Raw genomic sequence first — 25,736 nt, forward strand, 5'->3', positions numbered from 1 at the left:
AATCCTCAATGTCAGCTGTGTAGCAATCAGAAGATCTCTATTGCTTTACGAAATTAGTGAAATTTTTCAAAAATGGTCATATCTGATCCTTAAGGGAGGTTAGATGGCTACAATGGCTCTATTAAGATCCTTAAGAATTGGAAGGGTTTGCCATGTCATTCATGCATTTGCTTCACTCGCCGGCTGAGATCGCTAGAAATGTCGGAGAAAACGCCAAAATCCTGCGGCTCTCCAAAAACCTTTCCCGCAAGACGCTCGCAGAAAAGGCGGGGGTTTCCGAATCCACCATCAAGCGATTCGAAGCGACCGGCCTCGTGACGTTGGAGGCTTTGATCCTGATAGCCACTGCGCTTGATGAAGTCAACGCTGTGACCAAGCTGTTCAAACCAGAGCAACCGAGCTCGCTGGATGAGCTGAAGAATGCCAGGCGCAAGAGAGGGATGCGCTGATGATCAAGCCTTTCAAACACACAGAAGCGCTGGATGTTTTGAAAGAGGGCGCCAAGGTTGGTGAGCTGGTCAGAGTCGCGGGCCGGGGGATTTACTTCGCTTACGATCCGGGTTGGCTTGCCACTGGCTACAATCTTTCGCCGCTGACAATGGCTTGGGACGAAAAGCCCCAGTTGGCCAGGAACACCAGCCTCTTCGAAGGGCTACACGGACCGTTCGCCGATTCACTGCCTGACGGCTGGGGCATGCTGCTGATGGATCGATATTTCGACAGCACCTTCGGTGACGGCACCCACCTTACCCTCACAGCGCTTGATCGCCTTGCTTATATGGGCGAGCGCAGTATGGGGGCGTTTGAATATCAGCCGAAGGCGGAAAAAACAGAGCTCACAGGCCCTTTGGATATTTGCCTACTCTACGAAGCTTCAATCGAAGTTCAAGAGGGTGAGACCCCTGCTGTGCTTACCAAATTGCGACTGGCCGGTGGCTCACCGGGGGGCGCACGACCGAAGGCAATCGTGGCGCTGTCTGCCGACAAAAAACACGCAATTTCGGCCTTTGATGCCCTGCCCGAGGGCTATGCACATTGGATCGTGAAGTTCAGGGCATTGTACGAACCGATTGAAACCGGCGGCATTGAACTCGCCTATGCCGAGATGGCTCGTGCCGCCGGAGTGACCATGGCTGAATCGGATCTTCTGGATGTGCAGATGCCTGGCGGCGAGGTTGAGCGTTTCTTCGCAACCAAGCGCTTCGACCGCGACGGCGAGCGCAAGATTCACATGATGACCGTCTCGGCGCTCATGTACGCGGACTACCGCGCATTGTCATCCATCGACTACCCGAACCTGCTCAAGCTCACTCAGGTGTTGACCAGAAGCTCCGTCGAAGTGGAAAAGATGGCCAGGTTAATGATCTTCAATGCGCTGTCTCACAACCATGACGACCATGCGAAGAACTTTGCCTTTCTCTGCCACAATCCTGAAAAAAAAGGCGAGAAAGAAACCTGGACGCTGTCCCCGGCATACGACCTGACTTTCGCAAACGCCATGGGCGAGCACACCACTGACTTCGGTGGCCGCACTCCCGGCACGCCTACGCGCAAGCGAATCATTGAGATCTGCAAGGATTACAAATACCTCAAGGCCGAGGAATACATCGAGCAGACTCTCGCTGCGCTCGCCGACTGGAAGAAGGTATTCACTCGATTGAATGTCCCGCACAAAGCCGGGAAGCCGATCTTCAATGTACTGGCGAGGCTGCATCAGGATTTCGAGAAGTAATCCGGGGAGGAGGGGCTCAGCGATCTTCTGGAAGTCTTCACCGCCAACACGCTTCAACTTCCAGACACAAAAAAACCGGCCATCAAGGCCGGTTTTTCATTTCTGCATCCCCCGTCAGACAACACAACGCGAGATCAATATTCGGTGGAGCGGGTAGAGGGAATCGAACCCTCATCTAAAGCTTGGGAAGCTTTCGTTCTACCACTAAACTATACCCGCTCAGAGCGGCTGACTTTGTACCAGACTCGGCCACGGATTTGAAGTTTTCTTTTCTCTGCGAGGGCTTTGCCACGCAGAAATCGGTCGATCGCGAGCAAGGGCTGCGCCGGTGCAGCAGGCACTTCAAGCTTGCAGCCTTGCCCGCGATGACGCTGTTTCAAATGGCCAGGGCATGTTGATCCTGCACAAACGAGTAGCGCGTTCGGCTGGCTTGCGGCGCAGGTTTCAGAAAGCCGAGCAGGGCGTTCTGGCTGTCGCGGCAGGCGGCCTTGTGCTCCATGTCGAGAAAGTGTCCGGTGGCTTGCAGGGTGGTGAAGCTGCTGTGGGCAACGTGGTTGCCGAACAGTCGCGCATCCTCGGCGGCGGTGTATTCGTCCCATTCGCCGTTGAGAAACAGCACCGGCACGTTGATCTTTTTCGCCGCATTCAGATAGCACTGGCGATCGCTGTGCAGCACGTCGTTGATATGAAAATGCATCTGTCCGTATTCATGCTCGGCGAGGCTGCTGACGTGGCGATAGTTGAAGCGCTTGAACAGCGACGGCAGGTGTTTGCCGATGGTGTTGTTGACCAGATGGCCGACCCGATCGCCGTCGCGGCTGCCGAGGTAATCGACGCCGCGCTCAAGGTAATCGAGCATGTGCGCATTGATCACCGGGGAGAACGAGCTGATCACGGCTTTTTCGATGCGCCGGGGCTGCTGGGCGAGGGCGACCAGAGTGGCGGCGCCACCCCAGGAGAACGACAGCACGTGTTCGGCGGCGAAGTGGTCGATCAGCTCCAGCAGAATCTGCCCTTCGACTTCCTTCGTCAGATGTTTCTCATGCCGGTTGTGGGCTTTTGACCGACCCGCGTAGGGCTGGTCGTAGCAGACCACGTTGAATTGCGGGTGCAGGTTTTTCACGGTCTGTGCAAACGACGCAGTCGTGGCCATCGAGCCGTTGACCAGAATGATGGTCTTTTCTGCGGCGTCTGCGCGATAGAACTCCGTGTAAACCCGATACTGACCCTGTATATCCAGCACAGCGATTTCTGGCCTCATGTCATAAGACTCCTGGCAAGCAAGCGGGTATGCGCGCAATCGAGATTGCACGAGCTTTGTGACAGGTAGGCATACGCCTGAAATTTGCTGGCCCATGTCGATCCGGTACGGCAGGTCGACGGGTGTTGTTATTGGCGGGCAGATTGCCGGCTGAGGCGCAGCCCTTGAGGGCAGACGACCGACAAAAAGTTTCTTGGAAGTATGTGGTGACTCATCGGTCACATTTCGGCCGACGTCCTGATTCAAGCAGGGGACTCAGGATCACGCAAGTGCCGTCGGCGAATTGTTCGACAACTTCGGCTGAGCGGTCGCCGGCTTAGAACAAATGAATCTCTTCGGTGCGCAAAGCGCGGTACTCGCCCGGTTTTAGCGCGTGATCGAGGGTCAGTTTGCCCATGGATTCGCGGTGCAGGCGCAGGACTTTGTTGTTGAAGAACCCAAACATGCGCTTGACCTGATGGTAGCGGCCTTCAACGATGCTCAGCCGTGCCGAGCGTGGGCCGAGCAGCTCAAGCTGCGCCGGTTGCGTGGTCAGATCTTCGAAAGCGAAGTAGATGCCCTCGGCAAATTTCAGCGCGTAGCTCGGGTCGATGTCCTGTTCGGTTTCGACGTAATAGACCTTCGCCAGTTTGGTTTGCGGCTGCGTCAGGCGCCGCGACCAGGCGCCGTCATTGGTGATCAGCATCAGCCCGGTGGTGTTGAAATCCAGACGCCCGGCGATGTGCAGATCGTCCTTGTGCGGTTCATCGAGCAGGTCGAGCACGGTCGCATGCTGCGGATCGCGGGTAGCGCTGACGCAGCCCGGCGGTTTGTGCAGCATGAAATAGCGCGCCGGCTTACCGCTTTGCAGCACCTCATCGTCAACTTCGACCCGGCTGAATTCCAGCACATCACTGTGCGGGTCGCTGACGATCTTTCCGTCAATCCGCACGCGCTTTTCCACCAGCAACAGGCGAACCTGCTGACGGTTGTAGCGGGGCAGATTGCTGAGGAAGCGGTCGACGCGCATGGTCAGGATTCAACGGACAAAGGGCCGCGCATCTTACGGGATCGGCCGCCGGTCTGCTTGCAACTGCGCTTCGACCTGGGCGCAACGCGGGCACAGGCAGGCTTGATTGCGCAGCGCGGCCGGCAGCGCTTCGAGCACCGCCGGGTCGATGGTTACGCCATAGCACCAGCATTCGCGGTCGGCGGTGCGCGGGTCGGCGAGGCTGCAATCGTTGCGGGCGCCGCAGGCCGGGCAGTGGTCGGGTTTGACGTCGTTATCAGGCATAGGTCGAGTGCGGCATTTCCATGCAGGTGCGGTTGCGCCCGGTTTGCTTGGCGCGGTACATCGCATGATCGGCCCGCGACAGCAGGGTGTGCAAAGTGTCATCGCGTTGCACGGTGGTGGCGCCGATGCTCACGGTCAGATGCAGGCTGTGGCCATCGTAGGCATATTCGTGTTGCTCGACGTGTTGACGGATTTTCTCGGCGATTTTCTGCCCGGTCTCGCCGTCGGTGTCTTTCAACAGAACGATGAACTCTTCACCGCCCCAGCGGCAGACGATATCGGCGTGACGCAGGCAACTTTGCAGGTCGCGGGCGAAACCGATCAATACCTGGTCGCCAGCCATGTGCCCGTAGGTGTCGTTCAAGGCTTTGAAGTGGTCGAGGTCGAGCAGCAACGCGGTCAGCGGCTTGGTTTCCCGCTGGGCCTCGTGCAGCGCTTGCGCAGCGAGGATGTCGAAGCCGCGTCGGTTCGGCAATTCGGTGAGACTGTCGAGGGTGGCGTGCGCCTGAATCTTCGCCTGGAAGCGCTTGATCACTCGATTGAGCAAGGCCAGCACGATCAACGTCACCAGCAGGCAGATCAGCAGATTGAGATACAGCGACTGGCGGATCTCGCTCAGCGCGCCGTCTTCGCGTTTATCGACAAACAGATACCAGTTCAACTCGGGGATAAACCGCACGTTGAGAAAATGCCCCTGGCCGTGGGTGGAGTATTCGTAGCTGCCGCTGTGCGGCTTGGGCAACTGGCTGACCAGACTTTTCATGCTCTCCAGTTCGCCAAGACTCTGGCCGATGTGCGCGCCTTCCGGACCACCCTCGGCACCGGTCAGGACAAGACGGCCGAAGGTGTCGACGAAGTACACGCTGCGTTGATAGCGCTGTTGATACTTGTCGATCAGCTTGATCACCGCGTCCACGGTCAGGCCCACGCCCGCGGCGCCGATGAAGCGGTTGTGGTAGTCGTAGACCTTGTAGTTGATGAAGAACGTCAGGTTGTCCTTGTTGGCCAGATCCGGGTCGACGTTGATCTCGTACGGGTCCTGCATGTCGCGCACGCGGAAGTACCAGGTGTCGCGCGGCTCATCGACTTTGACCTGCTTGAGCACGCCTTTGGCGTGGTAGTAGGTGAGCGTGGCATTGGAAACGAAGAACGCCGTGTAGGCGCCGTAATGGGTCATGACCTCGTCGAGATAGCGGGTCATCTGCTCGGGATTCTGCTCGCCGTTGACCACCCAGTCGCGCATGAACGTGTCACGGGACATCATCGAGGAAATCAGGATCGGCCGGACCAGATCTTTCTGGATTTCCGAATAGACCGTGTCGGAGGTCAGTGGCAGTTCAGTGTTGACGATGTTGTCGCGGATCGACTCGCGGGAAGCGAAATAGCTCAACAGCGAGGTGGCGAGAAACCCGGCGCCGAGCAGGGCGACCAACGTGAGCACCAGTGAACGTTGCGAGTACAAGGGAGAACGAAGCGGCATGGCAGATCCGTTGGCAGTGGCCCGATGGGATGCATTCTAGTGGCACTGCGCGCAAATAACTGCTCCCTGTGCGGCGTGAATGGTCGTTCTTTTATTCGGAGGTGGTGCGCCAGAACCTGTGGGAGCGAGCCTGCTCGCGAAGGCGGTGGGTCAGCCACATCCATGTTGAATGACATACCGCATTCGCGAGCAGGCTCGCTCCCACAGGTCGACAGATTCAGGCCAGGGTTTTGAGGTATGCCCGCCATCCCCCCAAATGACTGATATCCACCGCACCCTCCAGGCCATACGGCTCGCAGATAAACCCGCTCTCCCAGCGCCCATCCGCCAGTTGCACCTTGCCCAACCCGAGCGGCGCCGGAATCCCGGTGAGAAACGAGCCCAGCTCGCTGCTCGGCAACTCCCAGACCTCCACGGCAATCGCCACGCCGCCGTCCTTGACTCGTACCATCCCCGGACGCAGCGGTGGTCCACCGGCCAGGGCGTGCAGTCGATAGTCCGGCGAACTGAACGTGGTTTCCAGCAAACGCCCGCCACGCTGGGTCAGTTGCCAGTTCAGCGCCAGCCCTTGCAGATGCGCGCCACACACCACCAATCGAGCGCGGTCGTTGCGCGCAGCGTTCGCCGGAGCTGGCAGGGCGCTGTCCTGCTGGCGCTGCAAGGCATCGGCCACGCTCAACAGATACTGGTCGGTAAATACCCGTCCGAACAACGTCACGCCCCACGGCAAACCATTGTCCATGAACGCGGTCGGCACGGCGACGGCGGCGTAGTCGAGCAGGTTCATGAAGTTGGTGTAATAGCCGAGTTCGGAATTGCGCAGCACCGGCTCGGCCTCAAGCTCGGCCAGGGTCACCGGACGGCCGATAGTCGGTGTCAACACGCAGTCAAGATTTTCCAGGGCCTCGTCGCAGAGGGCCTTCAGTGCCTGCAATCGATATTGCGCGCGGAAGGTTTGCACGCCGGTCACTGCCGGAGCTTTGGCCAGCACCGCTCGGATCACCGGCAGCACCGCTTCGGGATTCTGCTCCAGCAGCTCACCGGCGACGCTGTAACGCTCGGCGACCCACGGCCCGTCGTAGAGCAGACGCGCTGCTTCGAGAAACGGCGACAGATCGAATTCGACTGCCTCGCCGCCCAAAGCCTTGAGCCGTTCGATGGCCGCTGCGAACAACTGTGGCCCCTCGTTGCAGCCGAAAAATTCAAGGTCCTGCGCCCGTGGCACGCCGAAGCGAAACGGCCGTGGCGCGCCAAATGCCGAGCCGTCATTCCATGCCGGGTTGCCTCGACTGTACTCATCGCGAGGATCGTGTCTGGCCGTCAACGCCAGCAACTGACTGGCCTCGCGAGCAGTGGCGGTGAAAGTGGTTACGCAGTCCAGCGTGCGGCACGCCGGCAGCACGCCAGCGGTGGAAATCAGGCCTTTGCTCGCCTTCAATCCCACCAGATTATTCAGCGCCGCCGGCACCCGCCCGGAACCGGCGGTGTCAGTGCCCAAGGCAAAACTCGCCACACCCAGCGCTACCGCCAGCGATGAACCCGCACTGGAACCGCCGGACGGATACTCCGCCAGCACGCTGTTCGGGCACGCACCATAAGGCGAGCGGCTGCCATTGAGGCCGGTGGCGAACTGATCGAGATTGGTCTTGCCCAGCGGAATCGCCCCCAGCGCCAACAGTTGCTCGACGATGGTGGCCGACTGCTGCGGCACATAGGCAAACGCCGGGCATGCAGCGGTGGTGGGAATGCCGGCCAGATCGATGTTGTCCTTGATCGCGAACGGCACGCCATACAGCGGCAGACTGTCGAGGTCACGACCGTCGAGGGCGGCCAGATACGTCTCCAGTTCATCGACGCTGAGCAAGTGAATGAACAGGTGATAGTCGGGATTCAGCGCAGCGGCTTTTTCGCGCAGTTGCAGCAGCAGCTGGCGCGGTGTGGTGTCGCCATTGCGATAGGCCTGGCGCAGTGCATCGAGTTGCAGATTCATCGGTTGATCCTTATAAAAAATGGCTTCAGTCGAGTTCCAGCACCACCACCCGTTGTCCGGCGCGCACCGCCGAACCGGGTTGCACGCGGATCTCTCGCACCACACCGGCCAGCGGCGCGAGCACAGGGATTTCCATCTTCATCGACTCGAGAATCACCAGCACGTCGCCCGCCGCGACACGCTGGCCGGCCTCGACCTGCACCTGCCAGAGATTGCCGGCGATGTGGCTGTCGACGCTGTGTTCACCGCTTTCCAGCGGTGCTTCTTCGCTGGCGTCAGGCACGGCTTCTTCACTGTCGAAATGCGCTTGGCCGCTGGCGATCCAGCGTTCGCGTTCAGCCTTGAACGCGCCCTGTTGCTGCGCGCGGAAGGCGCTGATGCCCGCGGCTTGCTGACTGAGAAATGCCTGATAGTCGGCGAGCTTGAGTTGGCTGTGTTCGATGTTCAGATCGAAGCGCCCCAACGGGAAATCGCGGCGAATGCGCAGCAGTTCTTCGGCGCTGACCGGGTAGAAACGGATCTGATCGAAGAAGCGCAGCAGCCACGGTTTGCCGTCGAACGCGGCGACTTCGCGATAGCGATTCCACATCTGCAGGGTGCGCCCGACAAACTGATAACCGCCCGGGCCTTCCATGCCGTACACACACATGTAGGCCCCGCCGATGCCGACCGAATTTTCGGCGGTCCAGGTGCGTGCCGGGTTGTACTTGGTGGTCACCAGACGATGACGCGGGTCGAGCGGCGTGGCCACCGGAGCGCCGAGATAGACGTCGCCAAGGCCCATCACCAGATAGCTCGCATCGAACACCGTGCGCTGCACTTCGTCGAGGTTGGGCAGGTCGTTGATGCGCCGGATGAACTCCAGATTGCTCGGGCACCACGGCGCGTCCTTGCGCACGGTGGTCATGTATTTGTCGATCGCCAACTGACAGGCCGGGTCGTCCCACGACAGCGGCAAGTGCACGATGCGCGAAGGCACCTGCAAGTCCTTGGCGGCGCACACCGCGTCCCATTCGCCAGCGACGATGCCGAGCAGATCGGCCAGCGGCAGTTGCTCGGGCTGGTAGTGCACTTGCAGCGAGCGAATGCCCGGGGTGAGGTCGATCACCCCATGCAGGGCCTGGCTTTCCAGCGCCTGCATCAGCGCGTGGGCGCGAAAGCGCAGGACCAGATCAAGCTCCGGCGCGCCGATCTCCAGCAGTAAATGAGTGTCGCCAGAAACCCTCCCGACAAGCCGCCGATCCCCCTGACCCAACTCAAGAACCACAGGCGACACAATCCCTTGTGGGAGCTGGCTTGCCAGCGATGAAGTTGATGCGGTGTCAGATCGGGCACCATCGCTGGCAAGCCAGCTCCCACAGGGGGCATCCCATTTCAGGGCGAGATCGCGGGCGGTGCCGAGGTCGACGGGGATGAACTGAATTTTATCGCCCGCCTTGAGCTGCCCCAGCTGCCACAGATCGGCCTCAATCACCGTCACCGGGCAGACGAACCCACCCAGGCTCGGGCCATCCGGGCCGAGAATCACCGGCATGTCCCCGGTGAAATCCACCGCACCAATCGCATACGGATTGTCATGGATGTTTGACGGGTGCAGACCCGCTTCACCGCCATCCTCACGCACCCACTCAGGCTTCGGCCCGATCAGGCGCACGCCGGTGCGGCTGGAGTTGAAGTGTACTTCCCACTGGGTCGCGAAGAACGTGGCGATGTAGTTTTCGCTGAAGTATTCCGGCGCGCCGTGCGGACCGTAGATCACCCGGATCTGGCGCACGCTCGGCAGCGCAGTGATGTGCTGTTCGGCCAGTTGCTGGCCGGCGCTGTGGTCGGCCAATGCCGGCACATGCAAGACATCACCGGCCCTCAACGCGCGCCCGCCATGCCCACCGAACTGGCCGAGGGTAAAGGTACTTTTGCTGCCCAGATAATCCGGCACCTGCACGCCGCCGCGCAGGCACAGATAACTGCGCGCGCCGGCGCCGCTGATGCTGCCCAGTTGCAATGTCGCGCCGGCCGGGATCAGCAGCGCGGTGTTCATCGGCACCGGTTCAGCGTCAAGGGTCAAGGCAATCGGCGCGCCGGTCACCGCGACCACCGCGTCACAATTGAAGCGCAGGATCGGCCCGCTCATGGTGATTTCCAGCGCGGCTGCGCCTTGTTCATTGCCGAGCAGGCGATTACCCAGACGCAGTGCTCGGCTGTCCATCGGCCCCGACGGAGGCACGCCGACGGCCCAATAGCCGAGGCGGCCGGGATAGTCCTGCACGCTGGTCTGCGTGCCGGCGCTGAGCACTTCGAAGGTGTTGGCGTGATAGAGCAGATTTTCCAGGCAACGGGTCCACGGCTGGCCGCTGGCGAATGGAGTATCGAGGAGAATCTGCCGCAGGTAATCGCGGTTGGTTTCCACGCCATACAGCAGGCTATCGCCCAGTGCCTGATGGAGTTCGGCGCGAGCCTGTTCGCGGCTCGGCGCCCAAGCGATGAGCTTGGCAATCATCGGGTCGAAATACGGCGGAATTTCCACACCGGCCTCGACCCAGGTATCGATGCGCAACTCAACGCCGTTGGCTGGCGGAAACTGCACAGCGGTCAGCAGGCCCGGGCTCGGCTGGAAATCACGCCCCGGATCTTCCGCGTACAGACGTGCCTGAATCGCATGGCCCTGCGGTTCCAGGCCTTGATACAACTCGTTCAGCGGCGGCAGATCACCGGCGGCCAGTTCGATCATCCAGCGCACCAGATCTACGTTCCACACCTGCTCGGTGACGCCGTGCTCGACCTGCAAGCGCGTGTTCACTTCGAGAAAATAGAAGCGCTGGGCCTCGCTGTCGAAGACGAATTCGACGGTGCCGGCGCTGCGATAATTCACCGCTTGCGCCAGTTTGATCGCTGCCGCGCACAGCTCATCGGCCATGCCTTCGGGCAGGTTCGGCGCCGGGGTTTCTTCGAGGACTTTCTGGTTGCGCCGCTGCACCGAACAGTCGCGCACACCGAGAGCGATGACTTCACCGCAGCCGTCGCCGAACACTTGCACTTCCAGATGCCGCGCGCGTTCGATGTACTTCTCGATGAACACCCCGGCGTCGCTGAAGTTGTTCTGACCGAGGCGTTTCACCGCTTCGAATGATTCGCTCAATTCACTGGCGCTGCGGCACACGCGCATGCCGATGCCACCGCCGCCAGCGGTGCTTTTCAGCATCACCGGGTAGCCGACCTGTTCGGCGGCGCTCAGCGCGCAATCGAGGCTGTCGAGCAGGTCGGTGCCTTCGAGCATCGGTACGCCGTGCTGTCTGGCCAATGCGCGAGCAGTGTGCTTGAGGCCGAACACCCGCAATTGCTCCGGCGTCGGGCCGATGAAGGCGATGCCCTGCGCTTCGCAGGCTTCGGCGAACGCTGCGTTTTCCGAGAGAAATCCGTAGCCGGGATGAATCGCCGTGGCGCCGCTTTGTTTGGCGATAGCGAGGATTTTATCGACGGCCAGATACGTCGCGGACGCCGCGCCTTCGCCGAGGCTGTACGCTTCGGCGGCCTGGGAGATGTGCAGGCTGGCAGCATCGGCTTCTGAGTACACGGCGACGCCTTGGGCCTTCAGCACGTTGATCGTGCGCAGGATGCGACAGGCAATCGCGCCACGGTTGGCGATGAGGATTTTTTCGAACATGGCATAACCCCTGAAGGGGGAGCGGGCCGTCCCGCTGTTTTTCGACAGACATCCGGGCCGTCCCGGATGGAAAAAACATCACTCAAACTCACCGCAAACTCCTGTGGGAGCCGGCTTGCCAGCGATGAGGTCGGCACATCCAACATTGTTGGTGACTGAAACACCGCAATCGCTGGCAAGCCAGCTCCCACAGGACTATCAGTGCCTTGAACGTTTCAGGCACTGCCCGGAACGCGCCTGGCACAGGGCAAAGAGCCAACGGCGTAAACGGCTGATGGTCAGTTCCATACCAGCAACTCCGCCGGGGTCGGGTTGTAGGCATTGCACGGGTTGTTCAACTGCGGGCAGTTGGAAATCAGCACGATCACGTCCATCTCGGCGCGCAAGTCGACATACTTGCCCGGCGCGGAAATACCGTCCTCGAAAGTCAGCCCGCCATCCGCCGTCACTGGCACGTTCATGAAGAAATTGATGTTCGGCCCGATGTCACCTTTGCTCAATCGGCCGTCGTGGACGCAGGCGCGCAGGTAGTTGTCGCGGCAGCTGTGCATGTAGCGTTTTTCCAGGGCGTAGCGCACGGTGTTGCTCTCTTGCGCGCAGGCGCCGCCGAGGGTGTCATGGCGCCCGCAGGTGTCGGCAACGATGGTCAGCATCGGCTGGCCGAGGTTGGAATACAGCACGCTGCCGGTGCTCAAGTAGACGCTGTTCTGCCGGCGCAAGGTGCGTTGCACGTCGTAGCGCTCCTTGGGGTTGGCGAGGCTGTAGAACAAGGTGTCGACGGCCTGATTGCCTTCCAGATCCAGGATGCGCAAGGTCTGCCCGGCCTTGACCTCCATCAGCCAGGGCTCGCCGGCGGGAATGGTGGCGCGGTAGATCGCGCTGTCGGCTTGCTTGTGCGAAGTGGCGATTGCGAGTGACATGGCTGCGATCCTCAGGCGAACAAACGGTCGGTGTTGATGAAGCCGCGCTCGTTTTCCGGGCGCGAAGTGCGGCAGTGTTCGGCGACGCTGGCGTCGGCGTTCATCCAGCTCAGCTTCAAGGGTTTCGGAGCGTATTCGGGTGACGGGTCCATCGGATGTTGCAGGGCGGTGAGCACCACCAGGGTGTCCATCGGCGCATACAACTCGATGTAGTCGCCGGCCTTCGAATTGCCCTCGACGAAGTGGAAACGCCCGGCCTCATCGACGTTCACACGGCTGAACAGATTCAGGGTCATCAGCAGGTCGGACAGGCCCAGGCCCCACTTGCCGAGTTCCACCAGCAGGTTGTCGGTGCCGTTGCGAAAGAAGCCGTTGCGCAGTTCCTGGTAGCGGCCCTGACCGTACTTTTCGGCGACTTCCTGTGCGCACAGCACGCCGCCGAGGCTGTCGCTCCAACCGCAGGTGTCGGCGGTGATCGCGGCGAGTACGCGACCCATGTCCGAGTACAGGCAGTGGCCGGCAGTGAGCTTGGCGGTGTGTTGGCATTTGAGGCTGTCGGGCAGGTTCAGCCGCTCCGTTTTTTCATTGGCATTGAGCAAGGTCAGGCTGACATTGGCGCCGCCGCGCAGGTCGGTCAGGCGCAGCAATTGGCCGCGCTTGAGCACGAACGAACGGTGGCCGCCGCCCGGCAGCATTTCCTCAGCGAAGGGTGGGAAAAGTTGGATTGAATCAGTCATTGCAGCAGTCCTCTCAAGCAGTGCGAAGGGTGCCCGCCAGCGGCAGCGGCAGGGCCTCGACGGCGGCGCGTTGGGCGCGGCGGTCGCTGTTCAACGGGATGTCGTAGGTGATGCGGGCGCCATAGGCGCCGGGGGCGTGCGGGTCGAGGCGCACCTTGTCGAACACCAGCAGGCGCGTGCCCAGGCTGAAGCCTTCCGACAGGTCGTGGGTGACCATGAACACCGTCAGTTGCGTCTCGCGCCACAGCTCCAGCAGCAGCGCGTGCATGTCTTTGCGGATGCCCGGATCGAGCGCGCCGAACGGCTCGTCGAGCAACAACACGCGCGGCTTCATGATCAGCGCCTGAGCGATGGCCAAGCGTTGCTGCATGCCGCCGGACAGCTGTGCCGGGTATTTGTCCAGCGCATGGCCGAGGCCGACTTTGCTCAGCAGTGCTGCCGCCTGTTCGCGGGCCTCGCGTTTGGCGTTGCCGAACAGCCGACCAAGCAAGGGCGCACGCGGCAATTCGAGACCGAGGGCGACGTTGTCGAGCACGCTCAGATGCGGGAACACCGAGTAGCGCTGAAAGACCACGCCACGGCTGGCATCCGGTTCGCCGGCCAGCGGCTGGCCGTCGAGCAGAATCTCCCCGCGACTGGCGCTTTCCTGGCCGAGCAGCAGGCGCAGGAAGGTCGATTTGCCGCAACCGGAGGCGCCGACCAAGGTGCAGAACTCGCCCTCGTTGACGTTCAGGTTCAAGCCTTCCAGCACCACTTGATCGGCGTACTGCTGCCAGACGTTTTTTACTGTGATGAAGCTCATTTCGCCGCTCCCTCGTACCAAGGGAAAGCGCGCTGGGTCAGCTGCTTCAAGCCCCAGTCCATCAGCCAGGCGAGCAGGGTGATCCACACCACGTAGGGCAGGATCACATCCATCGCCAGGTAGCGCCGCACCAGAAAGATCCGGTAGCCGAGGCCATCGGTGGAAGCGATCGCTTCGGCAGCAATCAGGAACAGCCACGCCGAACCGAGCATCAAGCGCAGCGAGATCAGCAAGCGCGGCAACAGCTGCGGCAAGACCACGCGCAGCATCAGCGTCCAGGTCGAGGCGCCCAGGGTCTGCGCCTTGATCAGCAGTTCGACCGGAATGTCGCGGGCACGCTGTTCCAGATCCCGGGCCAGCGCCGGGGTGATGCCGATGACTATCAGCATGACTTTCGATAACTCGCCCAGGCCGAAGACGATGAACAGAATCGGCAGGATCGCCAGCGGCGGCACCATCGACAGCACCGTCAGCAACGGCGACAACGGCGCGCCGAACAGCGGCAGGGTGCCCGCCGCAATACCGAGGCAAAGACCTGCCAGCGCCGCGATGCCGAGGCCGATGGCCAAGCGCCGCAGACTCGCCGCAGTGTCTTGCCACAACAGGTATTCACCGGTGCGGCTGTCGGCGTTGAAGGCCAGGCGTTTTACCGCATCGCTCATCTGCACGGCGCTGGGCAGCAGTTTGTCGTTGGGGTTGTCCGCCAGGCGCTCGGCCGAGCCTGTGAAGTAGGCGAACAGCACCAGCGCGAACGGCAGGATCACCAGCAACAGGCGGCTCGGGCGATCGGGGTGGCGATTGATCAGGCGCATGGCCAAATCCTCCGTGGCTTACAGCTTGGCGTCGGCGGCCATCTGCACGTAAGTCGGATCGAAACGCAGCTTGAGATTGGCGGTGTCGCCGCTGGTCACGCCGTTGGCGAAGGACATGCCGACCGCGCTCGGGTCCTTCGCGCCTTCGCCGAGCAGGCCGTGCTCGAAGGAGAATTCGGCGACCTTGCGCATGGTGTCCGGCAGTTGTTTGCTGGTGGCGAAATTCAGTGCTTCGCTCGGCGTGGCGAACAGTTTTGTGGTGTCCAGTTGCGCCTGGAATCCGGCGAGATCGGTGCCAGAGGCCTTGGCCATGTGTTCCAGCGCAGCTTTGCTCGCGGCATTTTTTGCGTTCATCAAAGCGACCACTTCGAACCACGCCCCGGTCAGCGCTTTGCCCAGCGCCGGGTTGTCTTTGAGGGTGGCGCTGTTGACCACCATCATGTCCATGATCTCGCCGGGGATCTGGCTGGAATTGAACACTTCGGTGACGCCGGGTTTGGCTTTGATATCCGAGAGCATCGGGTTCCAGGTGGTCACGGCGTTGACGTCGTCGGTGTTGAACGCGGCGGCAATGTCGGCGTCGGAGGTGTTGACCACTTTCAGGTCTTTCTCGGTCAGGTCCACCGAGTCCAGCGCCCGGGCCAGCAGATAATGGGAGACCGACAGCTCGACCAGATTGACGTCCATGCCCTTGAGGTCGGCGACTTTCTTGCCTTCACCCTTGAGCACGATGCCGTCGTTGCCGTTGGAGAAATCGCTGACGATCAGCGCGGTACTGTCAACGCCGCCGGCAGCCGGAATGGTCAGCGCATCCATGTTGGTCATGGTGCAGCCGTCGAACTGGCCGGCGGTGTACTGGTTGATCGATTCGACGTAGTCGTTGAGTTGCACGACGTCGATCTTGATCCCGTATTTCTTCGCCCATTTGTCGACGATGCCCTGGCTGCCGGCGTATTCCCATGGCATCCAGCCGGCGTAGATCGTCCAGCACACGCTGAAGTGGTCTTTCTGGGCGGCGGAAGATTGCGTGCTGATGAGCGTGGCGAAGGCGGCGGCGAGCAGGGCGGGGAAACGTAGTCGGATCATTGCGGATTCTCCAGTTGATCGAGGGCGGACAGGAAGGCAACGCGGCACCGCGAACGGTGGCTTGTCTCCCGGGCTTTTGTCCCGCCGTGTAACCTCAACTGGAGGTCGCCAACTCTCGGACCAGCCACTCGCGATTGCGAGCCGGAACCCTAGTCAGCCATTGCAAATTGTGGTGCCGCGAACCTGTGATGACTCCTGCACGGGTTTGCTAAAGCGAGAGACGTGCCAAGTCGCGCCGAGGCCTCTGCGGCGGGGATCTGCTGGATTGCCGGGGGAGCGGGGCGCGCGATAGCGCATCGTGGTGGTGCGCGGTTGCACCGTCATGCAGCGTGTTCAGGGGGCACGGGTGGTTGATTTGCGGATTAACAAGATTTCATGATCACTTGTTTCAACTTGTTGCAGGAACGCACCAGATTCTGAAATCGCTGTCTGATTCTTCGACAGTCACGCAATTGCTGACGGTCGCCTGCCAGCGTCGCTGGTGTGGCCAACCCGCGGTCCAGGAGGCCGCCATGTATCGCCGAATCGTACTGCTTGCCGTGATGCTTTTTTCCCTTGGCGGATGCGTTCCTTATTCCTATGGAGACAGCTACTACAGGTCAGAGGTCTACACATCACCCGCACCGGCCTATTACAGCGGTGGCGGCTCCTATTACCGCAGCGGCGGCACCTATTACACCCAGCCGCGCTACTACCAGCCAGCGCCGCGTTACTACCAGCAACCGCGTTATTACCAGGCGCCGCGGCACTACCAACCGGCCCCGCGTTACTACGAAAGCCGTCGCTGGCACGGCAATGATCGCGGACGCTGGGACGGCCACCGTCGCGGCGGTTGGGACAACGACCACCGCGGTCGCGGCAACTATGATCGCCACAGCGGTCGGCGTGACTACAACGGCCGTGGCAACCGCTGGTAAATCTCTGCAATGAACAAGCGGCGCATCAAGCGCCGCTTTTTTTTGCCCGGCGAAAAGTTGTTCCGTTGGCCATCTCCTAGGAGATTCCCGGAAGCGTCCTACAGTTTCATTTCGTGGCGTTTGTTAGCGTTCGTGGATGCCGAACGAGGCGAGCAATCCTCAGCTCGATAGCGGCGAAAAATGGACGTTCAGCACTATGAAGCTACTGGTTATTCATCAAAATTTTCCCGGTCAGTTCCGTCATGTGGTGCTGGCGGCGCTGGAGCGCGGTGATGAGGTTGTGGCGATAGGTCGGGACACTGCACCGGGCGTCGCCGGTGTGGAAATCCATCGATATCGAGCGACCAGCCGAGCGCCCGGCAATATTCACCCGTATCTGATCCGCTACGAACAAGCGGTGATCGACGGGCAGAAAGTTTTTGAAATCCTGGGCAGGCTGAAACGTTCGGGCTATCTGCCAGACGTGATTCTTGCTCATCCCGGATGGGGAGAGACGCTGTTTGCCAAGGACGTCTATGCCGATACGCCGCTGATTCACTATTGCGAGTATTACTATCGAGCGCAGGGCGCCGATTGCGGGTTCGACCCTGAATTCCGGCGAGCCGCAAGGGAGTCGTCACGGCTGCGAGTGCTCAACTCGCTGCATCTGTTGAATATTCAACAATGCGATATCGCAATCGCGCCTACGCAGTGGCAGCGCAGCCTGTTTCCGGCCGCTTACCGGCCGGCGATTCGGGTCATTCACGAAGGTGTGATTCAACGTGCTGACTTGGCGAAAGTCGGGGCAGTCAGACTGCCCAATGGAATCGAGCTCAAAGCCGGACAGCCGATCGTTACCTATGTCGCCAGAAACCTTGAGCCTTATCGCGGCTTTCACAGTTTCATGCGAGCGATCCCGCTTATTCAGGCCGAGTGTCCAGATGCACAGATCATCGTGGTTGGCGGTGACGGTGTCAGTTATGGGAGTAAGCCGGTCGGGTACCCGGATTGGCGCAGCAGGATGGAGGCGGAGGTCAGTTTCGATCACTCCAGAGTGCATTTCACAGGGAAACTTCCTTACCAGACTTATCGAGCGGTTCTGCAGTGTTCGAAAGTTCATGTCTATTTGACGTATCCGTTTGTCTTGTCCTGGTCGTTACTGGAGGCGATGGCGTCCGGTTGTGTGGTTGTTGCGTCGGATACGGCTCCGGTAAGGGAAGTCATTGTCGAGGGGGCTAATGGAATATTGGTGGATTTCTTTGACCATCAAGAAATTGCCAGAAGTGTAAGCAAGGTTTTGAAGTCGGCAGGTGGGTACGGTGGTCTTGCCAGCGCCGCGAAGTTGACGGCAGGTCGGTTCAGTGTGGAATCGGGCGTGAGCCAATATTTTGAGGTTTTTGCAAGCGCGATATCCGGGCATAGCGACATACCAACCGTTCCGCAGTTTGAGCGGGAGGTTTGAAATGTCCAGGAAGTCGCGTAAGCAGGCGATCAAGTGGTTTAAAAGGTTGTTGAAGTATGGATTGTTCTTTTATGTCTGTTACTGCGTAGCGGAATTTTATATTCGCAAAGAACAATCTGCCGAGTCGGCGGCTATTCACCAGGCAAACGAGAAAGCTTGTCAGAACAAACTGGCGAGCATGCAGCAAGTGCCGATATTAGGCGGCGCCTATATAGATAAGACGCTAGTCCCTGAGTTTTATGTAGGCATGCCTGAAATGGTGAACAAGAAAGCGTGTCTGGCGATTGCTATGAAGGGGCTTTTCTGGTGGACCGGGACGGGGCTGCACCGGTACCAGGATCAGCGCGCAGAGTCGATCCCCAAAAGTTGGCGGCTCTATAAATTGAACGCCGGACTTTTTACCAGGAAAGAAACCACCGAACCCCATGAGCGGGGTTATCGGCACGTCAACTGGCCGGATGAGTTGATTGTGAAACTAAAGAATTATCCGGGGCTGGAGATTTGGCTCGATGCACCTCCACCGCATTTCAAGAATGAAGATTCGGTTAGAACGTTTGTCATTACTGGCTGGCCGCGGCGAGATGGAACCCCTCGATTGATCAACTGTGACGGCTTGATTCGCCCGGCTTCGGAGGAAAAGCTGACTGACGAGAAACTGGCAAGGTTCAGCAGAACTGACTTGGAAAATCTTGATTTCGGCAAACTGAATTTTTTCTGCGCTATCAATCTGGATAACTTCGACTTCGCTGGTGGGCACGGTGGCGTAAAACTCGGATTAGCGTCATTACGCGAAGCACCTGAGATGCTCAAGTATCTCAGTGGTTATCTTTCACGGGCTGTTATTACAAGGAAGTAACAATGAGTTATGTATTCAGCGATATGGAAAAATCAGAGATTTTCAACGCGGCTAATATTTGCAAAGGAATGAGGCTGAGCTCAAAACAAATTCAGTACGATGCGCTGAAAATAGCAGGGGCAAGCTGCGCCCCCCTGTACCAAAAGCTATTCGACATTATTGGTGAAAAAATTTCTGACGTTGTAGCCGCCGATAAAGAGGCTGGAGAGGTGCTGAAAAGCGCCAGACTCTGGCTTGCCGTGGCCATTGATGCCAACGGTGGAAACGGTGCCTACTCTGCCCTGATTCGTGGTTACACCTCCCGCCAGGGTGAACTCAGACTGAATACTATTTTCAGTGAAGACCTGATGCAGCTTTCATCCAACCAGGTTGCCGTCAACTTCATCAATACCCTGATCAACGGATCCCTTGCCGGTCAACTGGCGCCGTGGACGGTTCCGTCAATCAGCCAGATCGCTGAAATCGACGCCAGCGCGATTGGCGAGGCTCTGTTCAAGGAGGTTTGCGGGGAGGACGACACCGCCGTGAAAAGTAACTCCGGTTGGTCTGGAACAGTCGGATTCAGCCTGCTGGGCGGTAAACCTCCCTATGAAACGTGGAGACTGATCTCTGCTGGCGACCCGAATGCGGAAGATGACGGCCCACCCACTCAGGCAAAACCCAACCGGCTCGACGACTATAAAAACATTATCTTCGCAATCGACGCCTACAGCGTCGGCCTGCGAGCGGCGATCAGTAATTTCGGCGTCAATCCACTGCAAAGTCTGCTCTCGGTCGTACCCGAGCAAATCAATATCGCGCTGGCCAGTGGCAGTGTGAATCCGCTGATTCAGCATGTAGTCAAAGGCACGCCTGTTGCCGCCGTGGTCGAGCTGATCTTGCGCTACGGCCAGAACGAATTTCTCGACATGTTCAAGCGCACTTACGACGGCGATTCTGCTGCCATACCCACTACCAACGACACCTTCGCCAGCAACGCTTACGCCTTCTTCTCGGCATTCTCCCCAGAGCAGTCGCAAAGCATCGTCACCCGGACAATAGGCGAGTTCGGCAATGCCAATGCATGGGCGAAACTGGCAGCCGAGGCGACGCCGCTCGGTCTGGCGTTGCGCAACTCTTTGCAGCAACTGAGTGAAGTCGTCATAGAGCGAGCCGACGGTTATCCCGACCGCAACCTCGAGCTTTACGATCCGCACACTGGCGAAGGCTTTATCACCGCGCAGTGGCTGGCGGACCGTGCGCAGATGCTCGCCCGTTTGATTGCCCGAACCCAAGGCTCGTTTGGCGAACACTCGCTGCAGCAGTTTTCCTACTCCGATCTCGCCTCGGGCAAACAGGCGCCGATGACCACCGGCGTGTTGAACCCGCTGGCCATGTTCGGTGACGACGGAGGGCGATCTTTCGCCGGTGGCGCCAATGCCGATCATCTGTATGGCGGCGAGGGCAATGACTCCATCGATGGGATGGCCGGTCACGATGTCATTGAAGGTGGTCGCGGCAATGACTCGCTAACCGGAGGTGACGGCAATGATGTGTTGTACGGGATGGCCGGTGATGATGTTCTGATCGGAGGAAAGGGTAACGACGCCTTGATCGGGGGCGAAGGCAACGACCGTTATGAATTCGCCAGCGGCGATGGCCTCGACGAGATTCTTGATGCCAACGCCGATGGGCAGCTGTGGATCAACGGCGCACCGATTCCCGCACTCAAACGCCGCGCGCCTCTAAGCAATATCTGGTCTACCGAGGATCGGTCCATCACCCTGGCGCTTGTTGAAAACACCCTCAACATCAAATACGGCCAGGGCGATCTGGTGGTGATCAAAAACTTCCAGCCCGGGATGCTTGGCATCCGCCTCCCTGAATACGAGGGGCAGCCGCTCACTGCTGCGGATCTGACGCTTCAGGGCGACTGGAAAGCCAAAGACGCCGATCCCACTGTCCCCGGCGATCAGCCCTCCTTTGATGAGCTGGGCAACGTGGTGCTGCTGCCCAAGGTCAAACAGCGCAACAAGGCCGACGTACTTTACGGTTCCGCCGCAGACGACGTCATTCTCGGCCTGGGCGGTTCTGATCGATTGTTTGGCAAGGCTGGAGACGATCTGTTATTCGGCGACAAGCAGACGACGCTCGAAAAAGCTATGGCCGACGGTGACGCCAAGGGCAAGGCGAATCGCGGAGACTGGCTCGACGGCGGGCAAGGTGACGATTTGCTTATCGGTACGGCATCCCGAGATGTTCTGCTCGGTGGCAATGACCGGGATACCTTGATCGGCGGTGCTGGCGACGATGTGTTATCCGGAGACGAAACCACCGGTGCGCTGGAGCAGGGTTGGGCGGTCAAACGCGCTACCGTCACTATTGCTGGCGGTGTGACCAGTCACCGAACGGTCTTTTCAAAGGCTTTGATAAACAGTGCCTCCGAGGGCGGTGACGACGTGCTGTACGGTCAGGGTGGCAAGGACTTTATCGATGGCGGCTGGGGGGAGGACCTGCTTGACGGCGGAGCTGACGACGATTTTCTCAAAGGCGATCAAGGTAACGACACCCTGGCCGGTGGCAGCGGCAACGATGTGATGCTTGGTGACAACCTCGATTGGGGCGGTGGCCTGCCCAGCAGACACCATGGCAACGATGTGCTTGACGGTGGTAAGGGTGATGACTGGCTCGCCGGCAACGGTGGCAGCGATGCGCTGTATGGCGGCCTTGGCAACGACACTTTGCAGGGCGATGACGACGTAGTGGACGGCGTCGACGGTAATGCCGCGCACTTTTTCGGCGATGATCTGTTGGACGGTGGTGCCGGCGATGATCGGCTCTGGGGCGGCGGTGGCGATGATTTGCTCTTCGGCGGCGAAGGTAATGACGATCTGATCGGCGATAGCCCTGAGCATCGGGTTCGCTATCACGGCAACGACTTTCTCGATGGCGGTGCGGGGGACGACACCCTGCGCGGCATGGGCGGCGCAGATACGCTGGCGGGTGGCGCAGGGGCTGATTTCCTCGATGGCGACGTATCTGACCTGCAACCGGGCGGAAGCAACAACGACGTGCTTCAGGGCGGAGAAGGAAACGATACGTTACAGGGTGGTTTCGGTGCCGACACGCTGTACGGCGGCGCGGGTGACGACATCCTTGCCGGCGATTACGAAAACAGCGCTGAGGCCGAGCAGAATGCCGATTATCTGCACGGTGGCTCAGGCAACGACACGCTGCTCGGAGGCGCTGGCAACGACACCTTGCTGGGCGGGGAAGGGACGGACTACCTTCGCGGCGATTCTGGCGACAACGTGTTTGATGGCGGTCCCGGTGCTGACGTGCTGGATGGCATGGATGGCGCTGACATCTACTATTTCGGCGCTGGCGACGGCCTGGATATCGTCACCGATGCCGGCGGCCGCAACATCATCAGGTTCGGTGCAGGGTTTTGCGCGCAAAGCCTGAAGGCCGACGTTATCGACGCTACCGTCGGCACGGTGTTGCGACTGGCCAATGGCACGGGCGACGCGATACTCATCAAGAATCACGAGCGGTGGAAGGATTCCACATTCAATTTCAGCGACGGCGTGGTACTTGATTACGCAGATGTCCTGCGCAAAACATTGCCACCGATAGAGACGGCCGAGCCACCCGTACCGGAACCTGTCACCGCCCCGGCAACCCATGAAAGCAACGTTGAGGATCCGGTTCAGCCAGACGATGTCACCGCTGCGGCGCAAGGCCTGGTGGCGTCTGTTCAAGCGGTCAACTGGACCGATGAGTTCCTCGCGCAAATCAAGTCAAAACGCTCCGCCCGCAGACACGCCACAGGTTTTACCTTGAATGAGCAAGGCGTCTGGGTTCGCAGCCATATCACTACCACCGACACCGGTTACACCACTCACACCGAGCTGATCGATGGCAGCGTCGGAGCGGGATCACTGTCTGAAACGCCGCCATGGATGAAGGTTGATGCAGGGCACGCCGTGGTCAGTGAAAGGCAGTCGACAACCACAACCCGTGTCGAACATAAACCGGTGAAAGCCGAGGGAGCAATGCCTTCCTCAGCTCAGGCGCCTCGCTATTATCGATCCGGTTCGGCCAGCGGGTTTTCATTCAATACGGGCGACGTATTGGTTGAGGACCGAAAGCAATCCGGCGCGCTTGAAGGCTGGTACGTCTATCCGGCGGCAAGCTTCAGTTCGGGCGCAACAGTGCCCAGGGCGTTTCGCTGGGATGTCACAACTGAAACGATCAAACGCAAAATCGTCCATGGCGACGATGCCGGCGGGCGAGTCAACGTCGAAGTGGAAAACGTTTTCCACGGCGGCGCGGGTGAAGATCTGATCGTCGCTTATGCAGGCTCCCCGCTTGACTACGGCACTGTCGGCGACAGAACACCGGGCGCGTTTTTATCCGCAGGTGCAGGTGACGATACCTTGCTGGGCTCTGAGGGCGCCGACTATCTGGTCAGCGGGGCAGGGGATGACTGGCTTTACGGCGAAGGCGGTGCCGACACCTACATCGTGCAAGCGCACGCCGCAGCGACCACCACGATTGCGGATGTGCCGAACCCTGTTTTCCACCGCGCAGAAGTTGGCGCAGCGGAGTGGAAAGACGAGTACGGACCTCTCGATGAGGACACGGTCGTTCTTCCAGCAGATGCGCAGCGCGATGCACTGCAATTGAGCTGGGGTGCTGCGCTGATAGAGACCACTCATGTCGAGCTGGAACCCAACCCGGGTCGTGGGGCTTACCGCAACCCGCCGAGAGCGAAAATGCTTCATCCGACACTCGATATCCAATGGGGCGGGACACAGAAAGTCCGCATCGTCTGGCCCCACAGCGGTGAACTTGAGGGCGCCGGTATTGAGCTCTTGAAGTTCGCCGATGGGTCGGTCGCAAGTTTGAAGCAGCTCCTGGAATCAAGTCAGCTCGGCTCTGCGCCCGAAACTTTTCATACGGGTGTCATCGTCAACCATCCCATCCGTTCAACTTCCTTGCGAGACGAACGAGCGCTGCCACTCGTGGGCGGTCGGGGCAACGACACGATAAGCGGCGCGGGGGAGATCCGAGGCATGCACGGGGATGACGTGCTCACGGGCAGCCTCGGTGATGATCTGCTGCTGGGTGGGCCGGGCAATGACACGCTGACTGGCGGTGCTGGAAATGATATCTACCGATACGATGGCCTCGGCAGGGACGTAATCATCAACAACGGAGGCGGCCTGGACGGGATCGATTTTTCCGAACGCAGGCTGACGATCGACAACCTGAAATTTCACCGTGAGCGCGATGATCTGGTGATCGTGGTCGACTACGGCATGGCACCGAAAATCCGGTTTTCCGGGCACTTTGCCGCAGGTGAAAGCGCTATTGGCTTCATAAGAGTCAGCGAAGGAACAGCGATTCAAGACTACAGCGCAAGGCAAATTGCTGAACGTCTGCACCCGCTTCCGCCACTGAGGGATGTCGAAGACATTTTGATAAAGGGCGACGATGAAGCGCAGCGGGCCATGAAGGAAATCATCGAGTTCTACGAACTGAATGTCTGACAAGACGACCGATTGAGCCGGCCCGCGATGGCAATCCAGTCGCCATAGCGGGCCTCGCGTCACCTCAATACTGGGTCAGATCCGCCAAGGGATGCCGTCCCTCCCAGACTTTATGAAAGTGTGCCTCGACCACCGCATCCGGCACGCTACTGATATCCGGCCAGTGCCAGTGCGGCTTCTGATCCTTGTCGATCAACCGCGCACGCACGCCTTCGCTGAATTCCGGGTGACGGCAGCAATTGAGGCTCAGGGTGTATTCCATCTGGAATACTTCGGCGAGCGACATGTGCCGCGCGCGGCTGATCTGTTCCCAGACCAGATGCGCGGTCAGCGGCGAGCCCTCGGTCATGGTTTTCGCCGCACGGGCGATCAATGGATCGCTGCTGTCGCGGTGCAGGCTGATGGCTTTCCACGCACAGGCAACGTCGCTGACATCGAGCAGTTCGTCGATCTGCTGACGACGCGGCAGCCACTGCGCTTCGGGCATTTGCTCAAGTGCTTCCTGCTGCAGAGCCTTGAGCAGGCTGTTGAGCTGCATGGCGGTCTGTTCCTGCCAGTTCAATTGCAGCAGGCCTTCGATCAATTGCGGTTGCTGTTCGTCGAGCAGGAAGCGATCGGCCAGGTCCAGATCCAGCGCATCACGGCCGTTGATGTGCGCGCCGGTCAGGCCGAGAAACAAGCCGAGCTTGCCCGGCAACCGCGCAAGAAACCAACTGGCGCCGACGTCCGGATACAGTCCAATAGTGATTTCCGGCATCGCCAGACGGCTGCTCGGCGTGACGATCCGCGTGCTGGCGCCCTGCAGCAGACCCATGCCGCCACCGAGCACATAACCGTGACCCCAGCAGATCAGCGGCTTGGGATAGGTATGCAGGCTGTAATCGAGGCGATATTCCGCGCTGAAAAACTGCGCGGCCAACGGCGGGACTTCGCCGGGGTGAGCGCGGCAGGCTTCGACCAGGCTGCGCACCTCTCCGCCGGCGCAGAAGGCTTTGGCGCCGTTGCCGCGCAGCAGTACGCAGACGATTTGCGGGTCATTGGCCCAGGCGTTCAATTTGTCGCTGAGCGCGTTGATCATCGGCAGGGACAGTGCGTTCAGCGATTTTTCGGCATCCAGGCTGGCGATGCCGATGCGGGCGCCGTCGGTGCCGGTAAGTTCTTCGAAGTGCAGATTCATCGTGACCTCGATCGGGAATTTGAGCGATCAGTATGATCGCTATGGGGGAAAGTGCCG

General features: G+C 59.9%; 18 protein-coding genes, 1 tRNA gene and 1 riboswitch. Of the genes, 6 read left to right on the forward strand and 13 right to left on the reverse strand.

Features of this window, described 5'->3' with window-relative positions; translation table 11 throughout:
- Window positions 1-152: 152 nt before the first annotated feature.
- On the forward strand, window positions 153-449 hold the full coding sequence (locus tag FEE99_RS11115) for a helix-turn-helix domain-containing protein (protein ID WP_041478886.1): 297 nt from the start codon (window positions 153-155) through the stop codon (window positions 447-449).
- Window positions 449-1,732, forward strand: a complete 1,284-nt coding sequence (locus FEE99_RS11120; RefSeq protein ID WP_041478885.1) for a type II toxin-antitoxin system HipA family toxin — start codon at window positions 449-451, stop codon at window positions 1,730-1,732. The genes FEE99_RS11115 and FEE99_RS11120 overlap by 1 nt, the downstream gene beginning before the upstream one ends.
- A 145-nt stretch (window positions 1,733-1,877) precedes the next feature.
- Here FEE99_RS11120 and FEE99_RS11125 read toward each other — a convergent pair.
- The 12 genes from FEE99_RS11125 to FEE99_RS11180 all read right to left on the reverse strand — a co-directional run bounded on the left by FEE99_RS11125 (window position 1,878) and on the right by FEE99_RS11180 (window position 15,754).
- Window positions 1,878-1,951: transfer RNA gene (locus FEE99_RS11125), tRNA-Gly, on the reverse strand.
- Window positions 1,952-2,108: 157 nt separating this feature from the next.
- Window positions 2,109-2,993 carry an alpha/beta fold hydrolase gene (locus FEE99_RS11130; RefSeq protein ID WP_041478884.1) on the reverse strand — a complete coding sequence of 295 codons (885 nt, stop codon included), beginning with the start codon at window positions 2,991-2,993 and terminating at the stop codon, window positions 2,109-2,111.
- A 316-nt stretch (window positions 2,994-3,309) separates the two neighbouring features.
- Complete coding sequence (locus tag FEE99_RS11135; RefSeq protein WP_041478883.1) at window positions 3,310-4,002, reverse strand: pseudouridine synthase; 693 nt, start codon at window positions 4,000-4,002, stop codon at window positions 3,310-3,312.
- A 33-nt stretch (window positions 4,003-4,035) separates the two neighbouring features.
- Window positions 4,036-4,266 carry a cysteine-rich CWC family protein gene (locus tag FEE99_RS11140; RefSeq protein WP_041478882.1) on the reverse strand — a complete coding sequence of 77 codons (231 nt, stop codon included), beginning with the start codon at window positions 4,264-4,266 and terminating at the stop codon, window positions 4,036-4,038.
- Window positions 4,259-5,746, reverse strand: a complete 1,488-nt coding sequence (locus tag FEE99_RS11145; RefSeq protein ID WP_041478881.1) for a sensor domain-containing diguanylate cyclase — start codon at window positions 5,744-5,746, stop codon at window positions 4,259-4,261. The genes FEE99_RS11140 and FEE99_RS11145 overlap by 8 nt, the downstream gene beginning before the upstream one ends.
- Before the next feature lie 217 nt (window positions 5,747-5,963).
- Window positions 5,964-7,736 (reverse strand): allophanate hydrolase, encoded by a 1,773-nt coding sequence (gene atzF / locus FEE99_RS11150; RefSeq protein ID WP_041478880.1) that lies wholly within the window; start codon window positions 7,734-7,736, stop codon window positions 5,964-5,966.
- A 25-nt stretch (window positions 7,737-7,761) separates the two neighbouring features.
- On the reverse strand, window positions 7,762-11,397 hold the full coding sequence (gene uca, locus FEE99_RS11155) for an urea carboxylase (protein ID WP_041478879.1): 3,636 nt from the start codon (window positions 11,395-11,397) through the stop codon (window positions 7,762-7,764).
- A gap of 278 nt (window positions 11,398-11,675) precedes the next feature.
- Window positions 11,676-12,317 carry an urea amidolyase associated protein UAAP2 gene (locus FEE99_RS11160; RefSeq protein ID WP_041478878.1) on the reverse strand — a complete coding sequence of 214 codons (642 nt, stop codon included), beginning with the start codon at window positions 12,315-12,317 and terminating at the stop codon, window positions 11,676-11,678.
- Window positions 12,318-12,328: 11 nt separating this feature from the next.
- Window positions 12,329-13,054 (reverse strand): urea amidolyase associated protein UAAP1, encoded by a 726-nt coding sequence (locus FEE99_RS11165; RefSeq protein ID WP_016771290.1) that lies wholly within the window; start codon window positions 13,052-13,054, stop codon window positions 12,329-12,331.
- 13 nt (window positions 13,055-13,067) lie between these two features.
- A complete protein-coding gene (locus FEE99_RS11170) occupies window positions 13,068-13,856 on the reverse strand; it encodes an ABC transporter ATP-binding protein (protein WP_041478877.1) in 789 nt (262 codons plus the stop codon).
- The gene (locus FEE99_RS11175) at window positions 13,853-14,668 is read right to left on the reverse strand and encodes an ABC transporter permease (protein WP_041478876.1); all 816 of its coding nucleotides are present in this window, start codon (window positions 14,666-14,668) and stop codon (window positions 13,853-13,855) included. Before FEE99_RS11175 ends, FEE99_RS11170 begins: the two co-directional genes overlap by 4 nt.
- Window positions 14,669-14,686: 18 nt before the next feature.
- Window positions 14,687-15,754: a putative urea ABC transporter substrate-binding protein gene (locus tag FEE99_RS11180; protein WP_041478875.1), complete on the reverse strand. Its 1,068-nt coding sequence runs from the start codon at window positions 15,752-15,754 to the stop codon at window positions 14,687-14,689.
- Between the two features lie 63 nt (window positions 15,755-15,817).
- Window positions 15,818-15,918, reverse strand: a riboswitch (guanidine-I (ykkC/yxkD leader).
- 348 nt (window positions 15,919-16,266) lie between these two features.
- Here FEE99_RS11180 and FEE99_RS11185 point away from each other — a divergent pair.
- The 4 genes from FEE99_RS11185 (at window position 16,267) to FEE99_RS11200 (ending at window position 24,502) form a co-directional block, all read left to right on the forward strand.
- Entirely contained in the window at window positions 16,267-16,671 is a 405-nt protein-coding gene (locus FEE99_RS11185) for a hypothetical protein (protein WP_039760873.1), read from the forward strand.
- Window positions 16,672-16,867: 196 nt separating this feature from the next.
- Window positions 16,868-18,112, forward strand: a complete 1,245-nt coding sequence (locus FEE99_RS11190; RefSeq protein ID WP_041478874.1) for a glycosyltransferase family 4 protein — start codon at window positions 16,868-16,870, stop codon at window positions 18,110-18,112.
- 1 nt (window position 18,113) lies between these two features.
- A complete protein-coding gene (locus FEE99_RS11195; protein ID WP_041478873.1) occupies window positions 18,114-18,968 on the forward strand; it encodes a hypothetical protein in 855 nt (284 codons plus the stop codon).
- 2 nt (window positions 18,969-18,970) lie between these two features.
- Complete coding sequence (locus FEE99_RS11200) at window positions 18,971-24,502, forward strand: calcium-binding protein (RefSeq protein WP_041478872.1); 5,532 nt, start codon at window positions 18,971-18,973, stop codon at window positions 24,500-24,502.
- A gap of 64 nt (window positions 24,503-24,566) precedes the next feature.
- Here FEE99_RS11200 and FEE99_RS11205 read toward each other — a convergent pair whose 3' ends face one another.
- Window positions 24,567-25,679: an enoyl-CoA hydratase/isomerase family protein gene (locus FEE99_RS11205; protein WP_041478871.1), complete on the reverse strand. Its 1,113-nt coding sequence runs from the start codon at window positions 25,677-25,679 to the stop codon at window positions 24,567-24,569.
- Between the last annotated feature and the right edge of the window lie 57 nt (window positions 25,680-25,736).

Source organism: Pseudomonas sp. ef1, assembly GCF_007293365.2.
Classification (GTDB): Bacteria; Pseudomonadota; Gammaproteobacteria; order Pseudomonadales; family Pseudomonadaceae; genus Aquipseudomonas; species Aquipseudomonas siliginis.

What these genes read in the sequence shown, in the direction of transcription:
- FEE99_RS11145 (WP_041478881.1), bottom strand. Translation starts at nt 5,746, where the DNA reads ATGCCGCTTCGTTCTCCCTTGTACTCGCAACGTTCACTGGTGCTCACG.
- uca (WP_041478879.1), bottom strand. Translation starts at nt 11,397, where the DNA reads ATGTTCGAAAAAATCCTCATCGCCAACCGTGGCGCGATTGCCTGTCGC.
- FEE99_RS11200 (WP_041478872.1), top strand. Translation starts at nt 18,971, where the DNA reads ATGAGTTATGTATTCAGCGATATGGAAAAATCAGAGATTTTCAACGCG.
- FEE99_RS11205 (WP_041478871.1), bottom strand. Translation starts at nt 25,679, where the DNA reads ATGAATCTGCACTTCGAAGAACTTACCGGCACCGACGGCGCCCGCATC.
- FEE99_RS11190 (WP_041478874.1), top strand. Translation starts at nt 16,868, where the DNA reads ATGAAGCTACTGGTTATTCATCAAAATTTTCCCGGTCAGTTCCGTCAT.
- atzF (WP_041478880.1), bottom strand. Translation starts at nt 7,736, where the DNA reads ATGAATCTGCAACTCGATGCACTGCGCCAGGCCTATCGCAATGGCGAC.
- FEE99_RS11170 (WP_041478877.1), bottom strand. Translation starts at nt 13,856, where the DNA reads ATGAGCTTCATCACAGTAAAAAACGTCTGGCAGCAGTACGCCGATCAA.
- FEE99_RS11165 (WP_016771290.1), bottom strand. Translation starts at nt 13,054, where the DNA reads ATGACTGATTCAATCCAACTTTTCCCACCCTTCGCTGAGGAAATGCTG.
- FEE99_RS11185 (WP_039760873.1), top strand. Translation starts at nt 16,267, where the DNA reads ATGTATCGCCGAATCGTACTGCTTGCCGTGATGCTTTTTTCCCTTGGC.
- FEE99_RS11115 (WP_041478886.1), top strand. Translation starts at nt 153, where the DNA reads ATGTCATTCATGCATTTGCTTCACTCGCCGGCTGAGATCGCTAGAAAT.
- FEE99_RS11160 (WP_041478878.1), bottom strand. Translation starts at nt 12,317, where the DNA reads ATGTCACTCGCAATCGCCACTTCGCACAAGCAAGCCGACAGCGCGATC.
- FEE99_RS11140 (WP_041478882.1), bottom strand. Translation starts at nt 4,266, where the DNA reads ATGCCTGATAACGACGTCAAACCCGACCACTGCCCGGCCTGCGGCGCC.
- FEE99_RS11195 (WP_041478873.1), top strand. Translation starts at nt 18,114, where the DNA reads ATGTCCAGGAAGTCGCGTAAGCAGGCGATCAAGTGGTTTAAAAGGTTG.
- FEE99_RS11130 (WP_041478884.1), bottom strand. Translation starts at nt 2,993, where the DNA reads ATGAGGCCAGAAATCGCTGTGCTGGATATACAGGGTCAGTATCGGGTT.
- FEE99_RS11180 (WP_041478875.1), bottom strand. Translation starts at nt 15,754, where the DNA reads ATGATCCGACTACGTTTCCCCGCCCTGCTCGCCGCCGCCTTCGCCACG.
- FEE99_RS11120 (WP_041478885.1), top strand. Translation starts at nt 449, where the DNA reads ATGATCAAGCCTTTCAAACACACAGAAGCGCTGGATGTTTTGAAAGAG.
- FEE99_RS11175 (WP_041478876.1), bottom strand. Translation starts at nt 14,668, where the DNA reads ATGCGCCTGATCAATCGCCACCCCGATCGCCCGAGCCGCCTGTTGCTG.
- FEE99_RS11135 (WP_041478883.1), bottom strand. Translation starts at nt 4,002, where the DNA reads ATGCGCGTCGACCGCTTCCTCAGCAATCTGCCCCGCTACAACCGTCAG.